We start from the raw sequence: 18,466 nt of genomic DNA, 5'->3' as shown, positions 1-18,466 counted from the left end.
GGCACATCTAGCGCCGCACGCACCCGGAATAGGATGTCGATGCGACAAGTTTGAAACTGACAGAACAAATCATTACTGACTTGCTTTGTATGTTTAATTCAATTTCCAAAGGAATCCGTGACATCCATCACCGCTAGAAACGGATCCGAATGCCCGGGTTTTTGGCATTTGACATTGTGCACGCTGTTGAGTTCTCAAGGATCGGACGCTCCTGATTCAACCTCACGGTCTCGCTCAGGGCAACCTGTATAACTTACCACGTCCCAGCCCGGTGTCAAATCGACCCGCCGGCCGAATGAACAGCCGGACAACATCTCAATAGACCCCACGCCAGAGGCGGAAATCTCATCCAATCATCTCACCAGACCGGTCACATGAACACAGTCGGTTTCGATGGGGATTCAGTCCCCTGCTTGAGGCCGGGAAGCTCTGCGGCTTTCCGCACCTTTGGGGTGACGAGTGATTACTCTACGTGCGCCACACCCACCCCGCAAAGCAACCCACATCCCGGGCGTGTCGCCCTCTTTTAACCGTGCATCCATCGGGCGTCCGCACCCCGTTCATCCGGGGCATCCGCCTGCCGCCTCCACCCCTGTTCGCGCCCCGCGTGCGCCCTGCGCTGCCAAATGAAGGAGAACCCGGGGTCAGGTCACACGGTTGCGGCGATGCACGGGTGTTCCGCGCAGGATCTCCTTCATTTGGCAGTAAAGCCGATGGGGAGAGAGCCGGTGGGGATAGCGCGTCGGCGACCGGTGCGCCGCGAGATAGTGCGATGGCGAGACGCTGCCGGTGCGGGTGCGGGAGCAGGGGCGCCGGGGCGAGATGGTCGGTCAACGACCGGGCTTGCCGCCCGAGGGCGGGGTTAGAAGTCGAAGCCTCCGCCGAAGTCTCCTCCACCGAAGTCGCCGCCGCCGAAGTCGCCGCCACCGTCAGCGCTGCTGCCGGCATCGGCGCCGGAGTCGGCACCGGTGTCAGAGCCCGAGCCGTCGGCCGAGGCATCCGTCGCTCCGGAGTCCATCGGGAGGAAGGCGCTCACAAGGGCCGAGCCGATGACGTAACCGGCGACCGTGCCGAGCAGTGAGCTGGCGACCATGCCGCCGAAGCCCATTCCCGGGCCGCCTGCCATGGAGCGTTCCATGGTCCCCGGCTGGCGCAGCTCTGACCGCGTCGCCGACGTCGCGAGTGCCGCCGCGTCGCTCGAGCGCGGCGCGTCACCCTGGGGTGCGTTCTTGCTCAGCTCGGTGAAGAGCAGCTCGCGCTGTTCGGGCGTCAGCTTCGAGAAGGCCTCGCGGTGCACGCTCTCGATAGTCTCGGGCGGTGCGGTGCGCAGAAGGTAGCGGTATCGCTCGACGGCGATCTCGTCGTCGGTGCGCGAGTCGGCGCGGGGAGCCTGTGCGCGCGGCTGCTGGTTGTCGTCGGAACTCGATCCGAACAGGCGGTCGAAGAAACCCATGATTCGTCCTTTCGCTGAGGCCGTGATTCACGGTAGCCCCAGATCGGTTCTCCTGAGAAGGGCCGTTACCGCTCGGCTGCGCGTTCTGCCTCGAACTTGGCGCGTTCCTCGACCTCGATCTCGGAGTACACCTTGCGTTCGGTGCGGTCGGCTCGGATGATCGCTCGCATGATGAACCAGAAGATGAGTCCGACCAGAACGGTCGGTGCGAGGGAGTAGGCGGCATTCGCCCAGAAGTTTTCGAGCACGGTTACAGAGTACGGGCTTCGACTACTGCATCACGGTGATAACGGCGATCACAATGAGGATTCCCAGCAGGGCGGCCGTCATGATCCAGCGAGAGGTGCGGCGGGTCATCGCTGATCAACCCTTGGCGATGATTCCGGCGATGCCGGTGATGAGCGTGTACGCGCCGACGCCGCCGACGGCGATCCAGATCGCGACGCGGGCGAGCGACGTTTCCTTCTTCTTCTTTTCTTCACCGGGAAGCTTGAGATCGCTCATGACCCAAGAGTTTACGCTTATCGCATGAGCAACCTCGAGAAAGAGCCTCCGGAGCTCGTGATCGACACCGAGCCACCCGTGGTCGGCGCCGTCGAGATCCTCGAACCGCGCGATGTGCCGCTTGGAGGCCCGCGGGCGATGGGCGTGCGGCGCACGCTTCCGCAGCGTCACCGCTCGTTGATCGGCGCGTGGTGCTTCGTCGACCACTACGGCCCTGACGTGGTGACCGAGCGCGGTGGCATGGTCGTTCCGCCGCATCCGCACACCGGCTTGCAGACGGTGAGCTGGCTCTTCGCCGGAGAGATCGACCACCGCGACAGCATCGGGAGCCACGCGCCGGTGCGTCCCGGCGAGTTGAACCTCATGACGGCCGGCGGCGGGATCGCGCACTCGGAGGTGTCCACACCCGCGACCACCGTGCTCCACGGCGCGCAGCTCTGGCTCGCCCTGCCCGATGCCGCCCGACACGGCTCCCCCGCGTTCGAGCACTACGCGCCGCCCGCGGTGGCGTTCGATGCCGCGACGGTTCGCGTATTCCTCGGGTCGCTGCTGGGAAGCGTCTCCCCGGCGACCGCGTTCAGCCCGATCGTCGGCGCCCAGATCGACCTGGAGCCGTTCGCCACCGTCGAGCTGCCGGTCGACGCCGGATTCGAACACGGCGTGCTGCTCGACGCGGGGTCGCTCGGCGTCGACGGCGACGACGTTCCAATCGCCCACCTCGCCTACCGCGAGCCGGGGGCGAGCGTTCTGCGCCTCGAGGCCGGCCCCGAGGGGGCGCGTCTGCTGCTCATCGGCGGCACCCCGTTCGGCGAGAGCATCATCATGTGGTGGAACTTCATCGGCCGAACCCACGAGGAGATCGTGGGCTTCAGAACCGAGTGGCAGACGGATGTCGTCGGTGGCGCCGACGACGACGGTCGCTTCGGGCGGGTGGCCGGGTACGACGGACGACCGCTGCCGGCGCCCGAGCTGCCGGGCGTCCGGCTCAAGCCGCGGGGTTAGGTTTCGATACGGCCGCGAGCGACCTACTCAACCAGCGGGCTACTTGACCAGCGGGAAGAGGATCGTCTCGCGGATGCCCAGCCCGGTGATCGCCATGAGCAGGCGGTCGATGCCCATGCCCATTCCGCCCGACGGCGGCATCCCGTGCTCGAGCGCGCGCAGGAACTCCTCGTCGAGACGCATGGCCTCGAGGTCGCCCTTGCTGGCCAGCTGCGCCTGCTCGACGAAGCGCTCGCGCTGGAGGACGGGGTCGACGAGCTCGGAGTAGCCTGTCGCCAGCTCGAATCCGCGGATGTAGAGGTCCCACTTCTCGACCACGCCGGCCTTGCTGCGGTGCGCGCGCACGAGCGGGCTCGTCTCGATGGGGAAGTCCATGACGAACGTGGGGCGGATCAGGTCGGTCTTGACGAAGTGCTCCCACAGCTCCTCCACGTACTTGCCGTGGTTCGCCAGGTGCACCTCGACTCCCTCCTTGTCGGCGAGCGCCTTCAGCTCGTCGACGCTCGTCGCGGGGGTGATCGAGACTCCGGATGCCTCGGACAGCGACTCGTACATCGAGATGCGGTCCCAGTCACCGCCGAGGTCGAAGGCCGTGCCATCCGCCCACTGCACCGTGGTCGACCCGCTCACGGCGATGGCCGCGTTCTGGATCATCTCCTGCGTCAGGTCGGCGATCTGGTTGTAGTCGCCGTAGGCCTGGTAGGCCTCGAGCATGGCGAACTCGGGCGAGTGCGTGGAGTCGGCCCCCTCGTTGCGGAAGTTGCGGTTGATCTCGAACACGCGGTCGAGACCGCCGACGACGGCGCGCTTGAGGAAGAGCTCGGGCGCGATGCGCAGGAACAGCTCGGTGTCGAAGGCGTTCGAGTGGGTGACGAAGGGACGGGCGGATGCTCCGCCGTGCATGGTCTGCAGCATCGGCGTCTCGACCTCGAGGTAGTCGTACTTGGCGAACGTGTCGCGCAGGCTCGCGTTCACCTTGGCGCGGGCCTTGACCACGAAGCGGGCCTGCTCGCGCACGATGAGGTCGAGGTAGCGGCTGCGCACGCGTGCCTCGTCGCTGAGCTCGGAGTGCAGGTTCGGCAGCGGCAGGATCGCCTTCGCCGCGATCTGCCAGTCTTTCACCATGATCGACAGCTCGCCCCGGCGGCTGGAGATGACCTCGCCGGATACGAAGACGTGGTCGCCGAGGTCGACGAGGTCCTTCCAGCGCTGCAGCGACTCCTCGCCCACCTCGCCGAGGCTCACCATGGCCTGGATGCGCTGGCCGTCGCCGGCCTGCAGGCTGGCGAAGCAGAGCTTGCCGGTGTTGCGGGCGTGCACGATGCGGCCGGCGAGACCGACGATGTCGCCGGTGGTCGCGTCGGTCTCGAGGTTCTCGTACTCGGTGCGCACCGCGGCGATGCTCGTCGTGATCGGAACGGCGACCGGGTAGGCCTCGCCCTCTGCCAGCAGCCGGTCGCGCTTGGCCAGGCGGATCAGCTTCTGTTCGCTCTGCTCGCTCTGTTCGGCGAGCTCAGTGGCGGTAAGTTCGGCGTCGTGCTCGGTCAATGGGTCTCCTGGCGCTGCGGTGGTCAACGGTCAATGGTAACCGGGGGGCTCAGCCGCCCAGATGGATGAGCTCGTTGTCGATCAGGCGGGTCTCGCCGACACGGGCGGCGATGAGCACGCGGGCCCGGCCGCGGTAGTCGTCGTCGACGGGGAGGAAGGTTGCGGGATTCACGACGCTCAGGTAGTCGAGACGCACGAGGTTCTCGCCCATGAGCACCGACTGGGCTGCGGCGAGCACGGCGTCGATGCCGCGATCACCCGACGACTGCGCCGCCTCGAGCGCGGTCGACAGCGCGAGGGCGGCGCGCTTCTCGCGCTCGTCGAGGTACCGGTTGCGGCTCGACAGGGCGAGCCCGTTCTGCTCGCGCACCGTCGGCACGACCTCGACGGAGGTGGCGACGTCGAGATCCGCGACCATGCGCTGCACGAGGAACACCTGCTGGGCGTCCTTCTGCCCGAACAGCACGGACGCCGGACGCACGATGCCGAGCAGTTTCGCGACCACGGTGAGCATCCCGTCGAAGTGCCCGGGGCGGGAGCGGCCCTCGAACAGCGTGCCGACCTGGCCGGCGGTGACGCGGGTCTGGCTCGGGCCGGTCGGATACATCTCGTCGACGGACGGCGCGAAGACGAACTCGACCCCGGCAGCGTCGAGCTTGACGAGGTCGTCGGCGAGGGTTCGCGGGTACTTGTCGAGGTCTTCGTTCGGCCCGAACTGCAGCGGGTTCACGAAGATGGAGACGACGACGGTGTCGGCGAGTTCGGCGGCCCGGTTCACGAGCGCGAGGTGTCCGTCGTGCAGGGCGCCCATGGTCGGCACGAGTGCGACGGTGCGGCCCTCCAGCGCGGCGCGCAGCTCGGCGATCGTCTCGACAACGGTGACGGACACGGGCGACTCCTCGATGCTGGGTGCCCTTCGTGCGAAAGGCCGACTATCGATGCTACCCGCGGGCAGAAGCGCGGGCGGCGAGTGCGGGCGGATGCTGCGCGCGCCTACTCGAGGAACGGATGCTCCGACGAGGACACGCACTGCAGCGCGGTCTCGACCGAGGAGCGCACGAGCGGTCCGAGAAACCTGCCCGGCGCCTCGATGCCGAGCTCGCTGAGGATTCCGACTGCCTGGCCGACGATCGCGGCCGAGAAGCTCGTGGCCGTCTCGATGGCCTCGGCGTAGGCAGCGCGGTCGGACTCCGCGACGACGATCGGCTCGGCGCCCATCTCGACGACGAGGGCCTGGCCGATGGGCTGCACCGGTGTCGGCGACGTCACCGCGCAGTAGCTCTCGGCGAGACGGACGAGGTCGAGGCTCGTTCCGGTGAAGACCATGGCCGGGTGCACCGCGAGCGGAATCACCCCGGCTGCTGTGGCGGGGGCGAGGACGCCGGTGCCGAACCCGGGCGCCGTGTGCAGCACGAGCTGTCCGGGCTGCCAGGCGCCGACGGCAGCGAGGCCGGCGACGAGCTGCTCGAGCTGGTCGGACGGCACCGCGAGGATCACGAGTTCGCTGCGCTCGATCAGGTCGGGGATCTCGAGCACCGGCACACCGGGCAGCATCGCCTCGGCGCGGTCCCTGCTGTCTTGCGAGGTCGCGGTGATGCCGACGATGGCGTGGCCGGCGCCGGCGAGGGCGGCGCCGAGCACGGGGCCGACACGTCCGGCGCCGATGATGCCGACGCCGAGGCGGCCGGAGGGCCCGCTCACGCGCCGACCCCGTCGGGGTTCTGCGACGGTGCGGGCGGGGCGCCGACAGGAGGGGCGGAAACGGGAGGGGCGGCGTCGGGCATCACGGGAAGCGGCGGCGCGTTCTCGCTCGAGCGCCAGCGGTGACTGGTGTCGGCGGTCGACGACGCGATCGCGGCATCCGCCACCTCACGGAAGAACCGGGTGGCCTCGTCGGCGTCGATCCCGCCCAGCGACGGCACGATCGGGCCTGCGACGGTGTGCACCTTGACCGACGCGAGCCGCAGCGCCCGGAACAGCGGACCCTGCTGCAACGCCACACTCTGCATACGCGCCTGCGGCACGATCGTGAGCTGGCGCCAGATCGCGCCCTGGCGCAGCACCACGGCGCCGGGCAGCAGCGCGAATCCGTTGCGGCGCCACGAGAACCACAGCCAGACGCGCGACCGGCGCGGGGAGTTGACGAAGCCGTCGTCTCCGCCCTTGGAGAGCATGCCGCGGGTGAGCAGCTCGACCGAGGCGTCGTCGGTGAGCCCGGGCAGCACGAGGGCGAGCACCTTGCGCACATCGTCGACGTTGCCGACCGGGAGGATGGTCGTGTTCGCCTGCCCGGCCGCGCCCTTGGCGGAGGACGTCGAGGCGCGGTTGACCTTGATCTCCCACCAGCCCGACGGGCGCCAGAGCAGTGGCTGGGTCACCTGCACCGAGTGTACGCGGCCGGGCGGCAGGGTCTCGTTGCTGGTCGACAGCAGGCCGAAGCCGATGCGCACGCCGTCGGGGGTTCCCGCGATGCTGTAGCGCAGCGACCGGGTGAAGCGGGTGATGTAGAAGCTGCCCGTTCCGATGAGCGCGGGCAGCACGCCGATCAGGAAGAGGTACGAGCCGGTGGCCGCGACGCCCCAGATGATGCCGCCGATGAGCGCGAGCACGAAGACGCTGAAACCGCTCAGCAGCAGCGATCCGATGAGCCGGCCGGTGTGCATCTGCACGACGGACTCGGGCGGCGCGAGATTAGGGTCGAGCTCGGGCGCCAGCAGTTCGGCCACCCGCTGGTCGAGGAGACTGACCGGGCCGCCCGGGGCGGGTGCCTGCGCGGCGGCAGCGGCGATGCGGCTGCCCGACGCGAGGATGAGGATCTCGCCGCGCAACTCGTCGGCCGCCGCCGACGACAGGTAGTCGAGCTTGATGTTGGCGTCTTGACCGGCGACATTGACCTCGAGGCGCGCTGCGCCGAGCAGGCGCGCGAGGAGCGGCCGACCGATGTTGATGCCCTGGATGCGGTCGAGTCGCCCCTTGCGGTTGCGCCGGAACACGATGCCGCTGCGCACCTCGACGACCTCGTCGGTGATGCGGAAGGTGTTCATCTTCCAGGCGAGGTAGTAGCCGACGATCACGACGGCGAGCCCCACGGCGATCGCGATCAGGGCGAGCACGAAGTACTCGCTCTCGTACAGCCAGACGAGCGGCTCGCTCTCGCCGCTGCGGGCGCCGAAGAACTCCTCGATCAGGATGTCGCGCAGGTTGTAGAGGAAGAAGCCGAGAATCGCCACGAACGCGATACCGCCGCGCAACAGCGGGGTGAGCGGATGCAGCCGGTGCCACTCACCGTCGGTGAAGGAGGTCACAGGCCGGCCCTGCGGCTCTCGGCCAGGGCGACGAGTCGGTCTCTCAACTCCTCGGCGTCTGCCTCGGCGAGCCCGGGGATCACCACGCCGGTCGCCGCAGCCGCGGTGACGAACTTCAGCTCGCTCAGGCCGAGCGCGCGGTCGAGCGGGCCGCGGTTGATGTCGACGAGTTGCATACGACCGTAGGGGACGGCGACGAAACGCTGGTACAGGATGCCGCGGCGGAAGAGCACGTCGTCGTCACGCAGCTGGTACCCGATGGAGCGCACCCGGCGAGGGGTCAGCGCGAGGGCGATCACGAAGACGAGGGCGACCGCGGCGACGACGATCCAGAGCCAGGTCAGCCCGGTGAAGTAGGCGACGGCCGCGCCGGCGCCCACGACGATGAGCGCGAAGACCAGCCCTCCGACGACGTCGACCACGATGTAGCGCGGTGAGACGCGGTGCCAGGTGATCTCGGGAAGGTCGAGGCGGTTCGTCACGCGTGGTCCTGACTGGCGGGGAGGTTGGTGGGATCGTCGTCGCTCGGCGGCAACGTGCACATTTTCTCAGCAATGAGCCCGCCCGCCAAGAGCAGGATAGCGGCAACGACCGTCGCGATCGCCGGGGCGAGCGCCGACGTGGGCGGGATGACCGAGCGCGTGAGCAGGAACACCAGGATCGCCGCCGCCGTTCCGCCGAGGAGCGCGCCGGTCATGCTCGACGCCTTCGCCAGGACGACCGCGCGCGTGGCGTAGAACGGGTCGACCCGTGTCTTCGCAGTTCCGCGCACCACCCGGTACACCGGAAGCGCCAGCACGACGACGACGACGCCGATGAGGGCGAGCGCGGCCGCGAGCGTCACCGGCGGCACGAACGACGGGCGACCGCTCGCGACCAGCCCGATCTCCAGGAACCAGCCGACGACGGCTCCGATCAGCGCGAGCAGCAGCAGCACGGAGGGGCGGGTGCGTGTCACAGGAGAGGCCTCGCAGGGTAGGGGCGCACGTCGTCGAGGGTGGCGGCGGGCAGTTGGTCGACCCTGCCGCGCGCGAGCAGCGCCGCGTGCGGTTCGATCTCGAGCCAGGGCACGAGCACGAATCCGCGTTCGGCGGCACGGGGGTGCGGGAGGGTGAGCCTGTCGGTGTCGACACGGAGTCCGCCGAAGTCGACGATGTCGATGTCGAGGGTGCGGTCCCCCCAGCGTTCGTCGCGCACACGTCCGTGCTCCTGCTCGATCGCGCCGAGGGCGGAGAGCAGCTCGTCGGGGTCGAGGCTCGTTCGAACCGTCACGACCGCGTTCAGGTAGGCCGGTGCATCCGTATCGACGCCGTCGAGTTTGACGGCGTCCGTCTCGACGAGCCCGGACGCCGCGACCACGGTGACCTGCGGCAGAGCGGCGATCTCGGCCACCGCCGCACGCAGAGTCGCCTCCCGGTCGCCGAGGTTGCTGCCGAGCGACAGCACGGCGGGCAGCTCGACGCGCAGGCGTTGCTCGCGCATCACCATCAGACACGCCCCCGGGTGATGGTGACGGCGACGTCATCGAACGGCACGGTGATGGGCGCGCTCGGCTTGTGCACGGTGACGGTGACGAGCTGGGCGGCCCGGTGCGTGAGCACGACCTGGGCGATGCGCTCGGCGACGGTCTCGATCAGGTCGACGGGGTCACGCTCGACGGCGGTCACGATCTCTTCGGCGAGCACGCCGTAGTGGATGGTGCTCTCGAGGTCGTCGGCGGCGGCGGCCGCGGCGAAGTCGAGGTGCACGGTGACGTCGAGCACGAACACCTGACCGTCGCGGCGCTCGTTCTCGAAGACGCCGTGGAAGGCGGATGCCCGCAGCCCGGTCAGCACGATCTGATCGAGGGGGTTCACTCGGCCCGGCCCCTCTCCCACTCGGTCCACACGTCGAGGGCCGCGCGGGTCGACTCCACGTCGTGCACCCGCACGCCCCACACGCCGGCCTGGGCGGCGAGTGCGCTGATCACGGCTGTCGCCGGGTCGCGGTCGGCGGCGGATGCCTCGGGGGGAAGCAGCTCGCCGAGGAAACGCTTGCGCGATGCGCCGATCAGGATCGGGTAGCCGAGGCTGGCGAGACGGTCGAGGTTGCCGAGCAGCTTCCAGTTGTCGTTGCCGGTCTTGGCGAATCCGAGACCGGGATCGATGACGATGCGTCGCTCGTCGACGCCCCAGACGATGAGCTCGGCGACCCGGCGCTGGATCTCGGTGCGCACGTCGCCGACCACCTCGTTATAGGTGGCGAGGTCGTCCATGTTCTCGCTGTGCCCGCGCCAGTGCGACACGATGTAGTCGCCCTCGAGCGCGGCGATGGTGCGGTACATCTCGTCGTCGGCGAGGCCGCCGGAGACGTCGTTGACGATGGATGCTCCAGCGTCGACGGCGGCGCGCGCGGTCGACGAGTTGAGCGTGTCGATGCTCACGCGGATGCCTCGTTCGCTGAGTTCGCGGACGACCGGGAGCACTCTGTCCTGCTCCTCCTCGGGGGAGATGCGCACCGCTCCCGGGCGGGTGGACTCGCCGCCGACGTCGATGAGGTCTGCGCCCTGCGAGTGCAGCAGCGCGCCGTGGGCGATCGCGTCGTTGACCGAGTTCCACCGCCCGCCGTCGCTGAACGAGTCGGGGGTCACGTTGAGGATCCCCATGATGCGCGGGCGCGGCCTGGCCGCCTTGCGCACCAGAACCATGTCGCTATTCATGTCCGCCGCCTCCGATCAGCGAAACGATCTCCGCTCGCGCACTAGTTTCGCTCAGGGTCCCGCGGCTCGCCAGAGTCACGGTGGAACTTGCGCTCTGCCGGGGGCCGCGGGTAGTCACGCACTGGTGGGCGGCGTCGAGCACCACGAGCACCCCCCGCGGGTTGAGACCCTGCTGCAGTGCGTCGGCTATCTCCTCGGTGAGACGCTCCTGCAGTTGTGGACGGGACGCGAGGGTGTCGACGACGCGCGGCAGGCTGCCGAGGCCGACGACCTTCTCGCCGGGCACGTAGGCGATATGGGCCGTACCGATGAACGGCAGGAGGTGGTGTTCGCAGACCGAGCGGAACTCGATGTCGCGCACGATCACGACCTCGCCGAGCTCGCCGGGCTCGAGATCGACGGCCTCGGCCAGGTGGTCGAGGGGGTCGACGGCAAGGCCGGAGAAGAACTCGGCGTACGCCGCGGCCACCCGCCGCGGCGTCGCCTCGATGCCGGGACGGTTCACGTCTTCGCCGATGGCGGCGAGGATCTCGGCGACCGCCGCCTCAATGCGTCCGGTGTCGATAGACACGGCGGATCAGGCGGTCGCGATGCCGGGAGTCTTGCGCGGGCGCGGCGTGCGCTTCGGGGGCACAGGGGGCTCGGAGTCCACGCCGCCGTCGACGACCTCGGGGTCGATCGGGAGCTTGGACGGCACCTTCACGGGAGGACGGTCGGAGAGCGGGCGGTTGGTGCTCGAGAGCCACTGCGGGCGCTCGGGCAGCTTCTCGAGCCCCTCGAAGATCTCGGCCAGCTGGTTGTGGTCGAGCGTCTCCTTCTCGAGCAGCTCGCTCGCGAGGTTGTCGAGAACGTCGCGGTTGGTGTTGAGCACCTGCCAGGCCTCGTCGTGCGCCTGCTCGATGAGCACGCGCACCTCGGCGTCGATGGTCTTGGCGACCTCGTCGGAGTAGTCGCGGCTCGCACCCATGTCACGGCCGAGGAACGGCTCGCCGGCGGTGAGGCCGAGCTTGACCGAGCCGACGAGCGAGCTCATGCCGTACTCGGTGACCATCCGGCGGGCGATCGACGTGGCCTTCTCGATGTCGTTGGACGCGCCGGTGGTCGGGTCGTGGAAGACGATCTCCTCCGCGACGCGGCCGCCCATGGCGTAGGCGAGCTGGTCGAGCAGCTCGTTGCGGGTGACCGAGTACTTGTCTTCGAGCGGCAGCACCATCGTGTAGCCGAGCGCACGGCCGCGGGGCAGGATGGTCACCTTGGTGACCGGGTCGGTGTTGCGCATGCTCGCGGCGGCGAGGGCGTGGCCGGCCTCGTGGTACGCGGTGATGAGCTTCTCTTTGTCGTTCATCAGGCGGGTGCGGCGCTGGGGGCCGGCCATGACGCGGTCGACGGCCTCGTCGAGGGCGCGGTTGTCGATGAGCTGGGCGTTGCTGCGGGCGGTGAGCAGCGCCGCCTCGTTGAGCACGTTCGCGAGGTCGGCTCCGGTGAAGCCCGGCGTCTTGCGGGCGAGCACCTCGAGGTCGACGCCCTTGGCGAGCGGCTTGCCCTTTCCGTGCACCTCGAGGATCTGCTTGCGGCCCTGGAGGTCGGGAGCGTCGACGCCGATCTGGCGGTCGAAACGGCCGGGGCGGAGGAGCGCGGGGTCGAGCACGTCGGGTCGGTTCGTCGCGGCGATGAGGATCACGTTCGACTTCACGTCGAAGCCGTCCATCTCGACGAGCAGCTGGTTGAGCGTCTGCTCACGCTCGTCGTTGCCGCCGCCGACGCCGGCGCCGCGATGACGGCCGACGGCGTCGATCTCGTCGATGAAGATGATGGCGGGCGAGTTCTCCTTCGCCTGCTGGAACAGGTCGCGCACGCGGCTCGCGCCGACACCGACGAACATCTCGACGAAGTCGGAACCCGAGATCGTGTAGAACGGCACTCCGGCCTCTCCCGCGGTGGCGCGGGCGAGGAGGGTCTTACCGGTTCCGGGAGGGCCGTACAGCAGCACACCCTTCGGGATGCGTGCGCCGACGGCGAGGAACTTGGCGGGCTCCTTCAGGAAGTCTTTGATCTCTTCGAGTTCTTCGATCGCCTCGTCTGCACCCGCGACATCCGCGAATGTGACCTTCGGGCTCTCCTTGCCCACCAGCTTGGCCTTCGACTTGCCGAACTGCATGACCTTGGAGCCGCCGCCCTGCATGCGACCGATGAGGAAGTAGAAGATGACGCCGATGATCAGGAACGGGAGCAGGATGCTGAGGAGCGAGGCGAAGAAGTTCGTCTGCGGGACCTCGTCTTTGTAGTCCTTGATATTCGCTGCGGTGACCGCCTCGACGACCTCGGTGCCACGCGGCGCGACGTAGTAGAACTGCACGAGCTTGCCCTGGTCGCCGTCGGCCTTGGTGAGCGTGAGGTCGACGCGCTGCTCGCCGTCGACGATCTTCGCCGACTCGACGGTGCCGCCCTCGAGCAGCTCCAGACCGTCTTTCACGGAGATCTCTTTGAAGCCCGACCCGGTCAGCAGGCTGGAGCCCACGATGACGGCGATGATGGCGACGACGATGTAGACGATCGGGCCGCGAAAAATGCGCTTGAAATCCATGATGTTCCGGGCCGAGACGCCCAGCACCTTCCTGCTGAAGAAATGTAGGCCTAGGTTACTGCCTCAGCACTGGACGACCGCTGGATGTTCGCCGTGGGCGCACCCTTCGCCGATCTAGGCGTAGACGTGGGGGGCCAGCACGCCGATCCCGCGGAGGTTGCGGTACTGCTCGGCGTAGTCGAGACCGTAGCCGACCACGAACGCGTTGGGGATCTGGAAGCCCTCGTACTTGACGTCGACGACCACCTTCGCGGCGCCCGGCTTGCGCAGCAGAGCGCAGATCTCGACCGACGCGGTGCCGCGGGATTCGAGGTTGGCGCGCAGCCAGGAGAGGGTGAGGCCGGAGTCGATGATGTCCTCGACGATGAGCACGTGGCGGCCGTGCAGGTCGGTGTCGAGGTCCTTGAGGATGCGCACGACGCCGGACGACTGGGTGCCTGAGCCGTACGACGAGACGGCCATCCAGTCCATCTCGATCGGGATGGTGAGCTCGCGCGCCAGGTCGGCCATGACCATGACGGCTCCGCGCAGCACGCCGACGAGCAGCACCTTCTCGCCCGCGTAGTCGGCCTCGATGCGGCGGGAGAGCTCCGCGATCTTCTCGTGGATCTCCTTCTCGGTGTAGAGCACCTCGGCAAGATCGTTCTCGATGTCGCTGAATTCCATGGTGATCCGTTTCGTTATCGAGGGTTCGCGCTGAAGACGAGCAGTCCAGCGCGCCGTTCAACCCTAACGCCCGGCAGATCGATGGCTCCTTGCCCGTGCCAGTCGGTGACGAGCCGCGCGACCTCGAGCGTGTGCGCGCGGCTGAGCGAGACGTGGAACTCGCTGGCGACGGCGAGACGGATGAGCCGTTGCCGCAACGCCGGCGGATTGGCCTCGAGCGCTCGAACCGGCAGTGAGATGCCTGCCTCGGCGATGTCGGCGAGCTCCTCGGCGATTTCCTCGGCGAAATGGTCGAGCGCGTCGCCGTCCTCCCGCAGCTGCTCGGCGGTGCGGGCGAGCGCCTCGGCGATGCCCGGGCCGAGCTCGCGCTCGAGCATGGGCAGCACGGTGGTGCGCACCCGCACGCGGGTGAAGGCCTCGTCGACGTTCTGCGGGTCGTTCCACGGCTCGATACCCGCGTCGGCGCAGGCCTGCTCGGTCTGCGACCGGCGGATGCCCAGCATCGGCCGCGCGTACAGGCCGGCCCGCGCCGCCATGCCCTGCAGGCTCGCCGCCCCGCTGCCCCGTGCGAGGCCGAGCAGCACCGTCTCGGCCTGGTCGTCGAGGGTGTGCCCGAGCAGCACCGCGACGGCGCCGGTCTCGGCCGCGGCGTCGTCGAGCGCGGCGTAGCGCGCGGCGCGTGCGGCGGCTTCCGGGCCGCCGTCGGTGCCGACGACGACGCGGCGCACGATGACCGGGTCGAGGCCGAGGGCCGTGGCCTGGCGTGCGGCGTGGGCCGCGACATCCGCCGACCCCTCTTGCAGCCCGTGGTCGACGATCACCGCGCCCGCCCGCAGCCCGGCGCGCGGCGCCTCGAACACGGTCGCCGCGGCCAGGGCGAGCGAGTCTGCCCCGCCGCTCAGCGCCACGAGCACGAGCCCTCGGCCGAGCCCCCCAGCCGAAAACGAAGGAGACGCGACCGTTTCGACGCCCGGTAGGCCGTCGCCGGTGCCTTCGGACGGCAAGAGTCCTTCGTTTTCAGCTGGCGCGGGGGCGGCGTCGGCGGGGGCGGCGACCGGCAAGACGGCCCGCACCGCGCGCCTGATGTCGGCGATGGCGGGGGTGAGTCTCGGGCGCGTTGGTTGCATCCAGTAACGTTATTGCAGCAATCAACAAACCAAGGAGCGCTGAATCATGGCCGCCTACGATGCGATCATCGAAATTCCCAAGGGAAGCCGCAACAAGTACGAGGTCGACCACAAGACGGGTCGCGTGTACCTGGACCGTGTGCTCTTCACCGGTTTCGTCTACCCCACCGACTACGGATTCTTCGAGAACACGCTCGGGCTCGACGGCGACCCGGTCGACGTTCTCGTGCTCCTCGACTACCCGCTGTTCCCCGGCGTCGGCGTCTCCGTGCGTCCCGTCGCGGTGTTCAACATGACCGACGACGGCGGCTCGGACGCCAAGGTCATCGCCGTGCCGGCGACCGACCCGCGCTGGTCGCACATCCAGGACCTGAACGACATCCCGGAGTACACCCGCAAGGAGATCGAGCACTTCTTCGAGCACTACAAAGACCTCGAGCCCGGCAAGTGGGTTCGCACCGAGGGCTGGGGCGACGCCGCCGAGGCCGACGAGATCGTCAAGGCGGGCATCGTGAAGCTCGCCGCCGAGGGCCACTAGGCACCACGGAGCAAGCCGGACTCGCGCCGGTCGAGCGGGGCGCCCGCGGCGCATCGGACCTTCTGGTCTGGATGTCGCCGGGTGGCACCCGCTCGACCGGCGTTTCGCGTTAACGGGCAGACTGCCGCCGTGCCGGGCCGGCAGGGCTCCTGTTCGGGCGTCGGGCTACTGCGCGCGCTGGCGCCCTACGCCCGGACTGCAGCCCTCCGGAAGACGGCGGGCTCGGTCAGCCGGTGGGGCGACCGGCGAAGGGCACGAGGTCGCCGCCGCGCACGCCCGTGATGCGCACCGGCACTCCGTCGCGCGGCGCCTCGATCATCTGTCCTGCGCCGATGTAGATCGCGACGTGGTATTTCTCGCCGACGGTCTTGCCCCCGGTCGAGTAGAACAGCAGGTCGCCCGCCACGCGCTGTCCGACGGGGACCAGCCGTCCCGCGTTCGACATGGTCGTGTACTGGTTGGTCGCCGAGTGGGTTCCGATGTAGACCCCGACCGAGGCGTAGCTCGTCTTGGTGAGCCCCGAGCAGTCCCACAGGCTGGGGCCAGCCCCGCCGAAGCCGTAGGCCTCGCCGAGCTGGGCGCGCGCGTAGGCGATCGCGGCGGCGGCCGGCCCGCTGCCGGGTGCCGGCGGGGCCACCACGGGCGGTGCAACGACCGGCGGTGCGACCACGGGCGGTGCGACGACCGGGGGAGCGACCACCGGCGGCGCGACGATCGGGGGTGCGACGACCGGGGGTGCAACGACAGGCGGAGCGACGACCGGCGGCGTGGTCGCGGGCGGCGCGGTGGTCGGCGGGTCCGTCGCCACCGGCGGCCGGGCGGCGTTCTGTGCGGCTTCCCACGCGAGGCCGTCGCGGTAGGACTGCTCGGCAGCTGCGGCGTCGCCGGAGAGGGCGATGAGCTGGGCATTCAGACGGTCGGATGTCGCGGCCTGCTTCGCGATCTTGGCCTCCGCCACGCGGGCGGCCGCGTTGGCCTCCGCGAGAACCGTCTCAGCGTCGGCGGCGAGTTTCGCGCGCTCGTTCTCGGCGAGCTTCGCCTGCGCGCCGAGCGAGCGCGCGGAGTTCTCGTCGGTCTGGGCCCGCGTGAGCACTTCGGCCGACTGCTCGGTGAGCTTGGTCATGGTTCCGAGCTTCGACAGCAGGTCGTCCGCTCCCGCTCCGTCGACGAGCAGCTGCACGGTGATGCTGCCACCTCCCGTGCGCGCGAGCTGGGCGACGAGGTGCCCCGCACGGGCCGCGGACTCCGCGGCGGTCTGTTTCGCGGCATCCGCCTGCGTCTCCAGCGTGGCCGAGTGTCGCGCCGCCGAGTCGAGGGCGTCGCGGGCGATGTTGTACCGCTCACCCTTCAGCAACGCGTCGACGGAGAGCGCGATCGCCTTCGACTCGAGGTCGTCGAGGAACCCCTGGATGCGCCCGATCTGCGCCTTCGTCGCGGCCTCGCTCACGCGGGCTGCCTTCACGTCGTCCCAACTGGGATAGACCGGGTCGGCGTGCGCCGCCGAGACCGTGGTGAGGCTGGCCAGCAGCACGCCTGCGACGACGACCACGAGCGCCCGCACGGGGCGAGGGCGCACGGCCATCAGCGCAGGCGGATCCGCCGGCTAGCCAAGGGTGACCCCCTGGTTGCGCATGAACGGCACTGCGTCGGTGGCGACGCCGTTGACTCGAACCTCGTAGTGCAGGTGGCAGCCAGTGGAGCCGCCGGTGGTGCCGACGTAGGCGATCAGCTGGCCGCCGGAGACGCTGGCGCCGCGGCCGACCAGAAGGCCGCCGTTGACGATGTGCGCGTAGCCGGTCTGGATTCCGCCGCCGTGGTCGACGAGGATGAAGTTGCCGTAAGTGCCGTTCGGGCCGGAGTAGGTGACCGTGCCGGCCTTGGCGGCGTAGATCGGGCGACCGCACGCGGCGCCGATGTCGGTGCCGGCGTGCAGGCGCCAGACGTGGCTGTAGGGGTTGAAGCGGTTTCCGTAGCCGCTCGTGATGCCGCCGTACGCGGGCTTGGCCCACCCGCTCTGGCCGACGATGCCGGCTCCGGCGGATGCTCCTGCCGCGGCGGCTGCTGCGGCGGCCGCGGCAGCTGCGGCAGCGGCCGCAGCACGACGCTGGCGCTCCTGCTCTTCGCGGACCCGCACGCCGGTCGCGTAGTCGGCCTCGGTCGCGGCACGACGTTCGCTCAGGACGGTGAGCTGGGCGTTGAGCACGGCCTCGTTGGCCTCCTGCTCCGCGACGGCCGCCGCGGCGGCCTCAGCGGCCTCCTGGGCGACGATGAGGGCCTGCTCGGCCTCGGCCTTGAGTGCCTCGAGCAGCTCCTGGGCGACCTGGGCCTGGTCGGCGAGCGCCTTGGCTGTGTTCTGGTCCTGCACGGCCTTCTCGTAGATGCCAGCCGTCTGCTCGGTGAACTTGTCGGCCATGCCGTACGTGTAGAGCATGTCGTCGGCCTTCGCCGCGTTGACGAGGAGGTTGGTCGACACGTCGCCGTTGCCCGAGCGGTACTGCTGGGCGACGATCTCGCCCGCCCGCTGCTTCGACTGGGTCGCCAGCAGCGCTGCGGCATCCGTCTGCGTCGTCAGCTTCTCGGCCTTCAGCGCCGCCTCCTGGAAACGCTGGTCTGCCTCCTGGTACGCCTCGCCCTTCGCGATGGCCTCGGCCTGCGTGCGCTCCACTTCGGCACGGAGGCCCTCGATCAGCGCCTTGATGGCGGAGATCTGGGAGACCGTGGCCGCCTCGCTGGAACGGGCACGCTGCACGTCGTCCCACGACGGGTAGTCGACGGCGTAGGCGGAACGCGTGTCGCTCGCGACGATCGTGCCGACGGTGGCGACGCTGAGTGCCAGGAAGAGCGCGACCAGACGGGTCGAGCGGCGAGAGCGCGACGGCGTGGTGCGTGAAGCGGCGCGATGCAGCCAGGTGGTCATGTGTCCCCGAATCGTGTTGTTCGCGTTTATAACGCCAGTCACACTGTCAACTCCAACAACAGTAACAAGCGAGGGCGCTCGTGCCCAGTCGCAATATTCGTGAATTACTCCGGAACGTTCAACG

20 protein-coding genes are annotated in these 18,466 nt (G+C 69.2%); 2 read left to right on the top strand and 18 right to left on the bottom strand.

The window, feature by feature from the left end; genetic code table 11:
• Window positions 1–862 precede the first annotated feature (862 nt).
• The 3 genes from ABIE21_RS17860 to ABIE21_RS17850 all read right to left on the bottom strand — a co-directional run bounded on the left by ABIE21_RS17860 (window position 863) and on the right by ABIE21_RS17850 (window position 1,957).
• Window positions 863–1,453, bottom strand: coding sequence for a hypothetical protein (locus ABIE21_RS17860; RefSeq protein ID WP_354026199.1), 591 nt, complete (start codon window positions 1,451–1,453; stop codon window positions 863–865).
• A 65-nt stretch (window positions 1,454–1,518) separates the two neighbouring features.
• Window positions 1,519–1,701: a hypothetical protein gene (locus tag ABIE21_RS17855; RefSeq protein ID WP_354026198.1), complete on the bottom strand. Its 183-nt coding sequence runs from the start codon at window positions 1,699–1,701 to the stop codon at window positions 1,519–1,521.
• Between the two features lie 115 nt (window positions 1,702–1,816).
• Entirely contained in the window at window positions 1,817–1,957 is a 141-nt protein-coding gene (locus ABIE21_RS17850) for a hypothetical protein (protein WP_354026197.1), read from the bottom strand.
• A gap of 24 nt (window positions 1,958–1,981) precedes the next feature.
• Between ABIE21_RS17850 and ABIE21_RS17845 the strand changes: the two genes are divergently transcribed.
• On the top strand, window positions 1,982–2,959 hold the full coding sequence (locus tag ABIE21_RS17845) for a pirin family protein (RefSeq protein WP_354026196.1): 978 nt from the start codon (window positions 1,982–1,984) through the stop codon (window positions 2,957–2,959).
• A 39-nt stretch (window positions 2,960–2,998) separates the two neighbouring features.
• On the opposite strand, the gene lysS is transcribed toward ABIE21_RS17845, so the two are convergent.
• From lysS to tilS, 13 genes are all read right to left on the bottom strand, one after another.
• Window positions 2,999–4,507 carry a lysine--tRNA ligase gene (gene lysS, locus ABIE21_RS17840; RefSeq protein WP_354026208.1) on the bottom strand — a complete coding sequence of 503 codons (1,509 nt, stop codon included), beginning with the start codon at window positions 4,505–4,507 and terminating at the stop codon, window positions 2,999–3,001.
• Between the two features lie 49 nt (window positions 4,508–4,556).
• Window positions 4,557–5,396, bottom strand: a complete 840-nt coding sequence (gene panC, locus ABIE21_RS17835; protein WP_354026195.1) for a pantoate--beta-alanine ligase — start codon at window positions 5,394–5,396, stop codon at window positions 4,557–4,559.
• Window positions 5,397–5,500: 104 nt separating this feature from the next.
• Window positions 5,501–6,208: a Rossmann-like and DUF2520 domain-containing protein gene (locus ABIE21_RS17830; RefSeq protein WP_354026194.1), complete on the bottom strand. Its 708-nt coding sequence runs from the start codon at window positions 6,206–6,208 to the stop codon at window positions 5,501–5,503.
• Window positions 6,205–7,812 (bottom strand): PH domain-containing protein, encoded by a 1,608-nt coding sequence (locus tag ABIE21_RS17825; RefSeq protein ID WP_354026193.1) that lies wholly within the window; start codon window positions 7,810–7,812, stop codon window positions 6,205–6,207. Before ABIE21_RS17825 ends, ABIE21_RS17830 begins: the two co-directional genes overlap by 4 nt.
• A complete protein-coding gene (locus ABIE21_RS17820; protein WP_354026192.1) occupies window positions 7,809–8,294 on the bottom strand; it encodes a PH domain-containing protein in 486 nt (161 codons plus the stop codon). The genes ABIE21_RS17825 and ABIE21_RS17820 overlap by 4 nt, the downstream gene beginning before the upstream one ends.
• Window positions 8,291–8,770 carry a DUF3180 domain-containing protein gene (locus tag ABIE21_RS17815; RefSeq protein WP_354026191.1) on the bottom strand — a complete coding sequence of 160 codons (480 nt, stop codon included), beginning with the start codon at window positions 8,768–8,770 and terminating at the stop codon, window positions 8,291–8,293. The genes ABIE21_RS17820 and ABIE21_RS17815 overlap by 4 nt, the downstream gene beginning before the upstream one ends.
• Window positions 8,767–9,294 (bottom strand): 2-amino-4-hydroxy-6-hydroxymethyldihydropteridine diphosphokinase, encoded by a 528-nt coding sequence (gene folK, locus ABIE21_RS17810; RefSeq protein ID WP_354026190.1) that lies wholly within the window; start codon window positions 9,292–9,294, stop codon window positions 8,767–8,769. The genes ABIE21_RS17815 and folK overlap by 4 nt, the downstream gene beginning before the upstream one ends.
• A 5-nt stretch (window positions 9,295–9,299) precedes the next feature.
• Entirely contained in the window at window positions 9,300–9,668 is a 369-nt protein-coding gene (folB, locus tag ABIE21_RS17805) for a dihydroneopterin aldolase (protein WP_354026189.1), read from the bottom strand.
• On the bottom strand, window positions 9,665–10,510 hold the full coding sequence (gene folP / locus ABIE21_RS17800) for a dihydropteroate synthase (RefSeq protein WP_354026188.1): 846 nt from the start codon (window positions 10,508–10,510) through the stop codon (window positions 9,665–9,667). The genes folB and folP overlap by 4 nt, the downstream gene beginning before the upstream one ends.
• Window positions 10,503–11,081 (bottom strand): GTP cyclohydrolase I FolE, encoded by a 579-nt coding sequence (gene folE / locus ABIE21_RS17795; RefSeq protein WP_354026187.1) that lies wholly within the window; start codon window positions 11,079–11,081, stop codon window positions 10,503–10,505. Before folE ends, folP begins: the two co-directional genes overlap by 8 nt.
• A 6-nt stretch (window positions 11,082–11,087) precedes the next feature.
• Window positions 11,088–13,094 (bottom strand): ATP-dependent zinc metalloprotease FtsH, encoded by a 2,007-nt coding sequence (gene ftsH / locus ABIE21_RS17790; protein ID WP_354026186.1) that lies wholly within the window; start codon window positions 13,092–13,094, stop codon window positions 11,088–11,090.
• Window positions 13,095–13,208: 114 nt separating this feature from the next.
• Window positions 13,209–13,760, bottom strand: a complete 552-nt coding sequence (hpt, locus tag ABIE21_RS17785; RefSeq protein WP_354026185.1) for a hypoxanthine phosphoribosyltransferase — start codon at window positions 13,758–13,760, stop codon at window positions 13,209–13,211.
• Between the two features lie 14 nt (window positions 13,761–13,774).
• Window positions 13,775–14,887, bottom strand: a complete 1,113-nt coding sequence (gene tilS / locus ABIE21_RS17780) for a tRNA lysidine(34) synthetase TilS (RefSeq protein ID WP_354026184.1) — start codon at window positions 14,885–14,887, stop codon at window positions 13,775–13,777.
• Between the two features lie 46 nt (window positions 14,888–14,933).
• Here tilS and ABIE21_RS17775 point away from each other — a divergent pair, with 46 nt between their 5' ends.
• Window positions 14,934–15,425 carry an inorganic diphosphatase gene (locus ABIE21_RS17775; protein ID WP_354026183.1) on the top strand — a complete coding sequence of 164 codons (492 nt, stop codon included), beginning with the start codon at window positions 14,934–14,936 and terminating at the stop codon, window positions 15,423–15,425.
• Window positions 15,426–15,651: 226 nt separating this feature from the next.
• On the opposite strand, the gene ABIE21_RS17770 is transcribed toward ABIE21_RS17775, so the two are convergent.
• Window positions 15,652–17,007 (bottom strand): C40 family peptidase, encoded by a 1,356-nt coding sequence (locus ABIE21_RS17770; protein ID WP_354026182.1) that lies wholly within the window; start codon window positions 17,005–17,007, stop codon window positions 15,652–15,654.
• A gap of 21 nt (window positions 17,008–17,028) precedes the next feature.
• Complete coding sequence (locus ABIE21_RS17765) at window positions 17,029–18,342, bottom strand: M23 family metallopeptidase (RefSeq protein ID WP_354026181.1); 1,314 nt, start codon at window positions 18,340–18,342, stop codon at window positions 17,029–17,031.
• Window positions 18,343–18,466 lie beyond the last annotated feature (124 nt).

This window comes from Conyzicola nivalis (assembly GCF_040548875.1).
Lineage (GTDB): Bacteria > Actinomycetota > Actinomycetes > Actinomycetales > Microbacteriaceae > Conyzicola > Conyzicola nivalis_A.
Note: the sequence above shows the minus strand (reverse complement) of the source record. Positions and strands in the feature narration are given on the sequence as shown.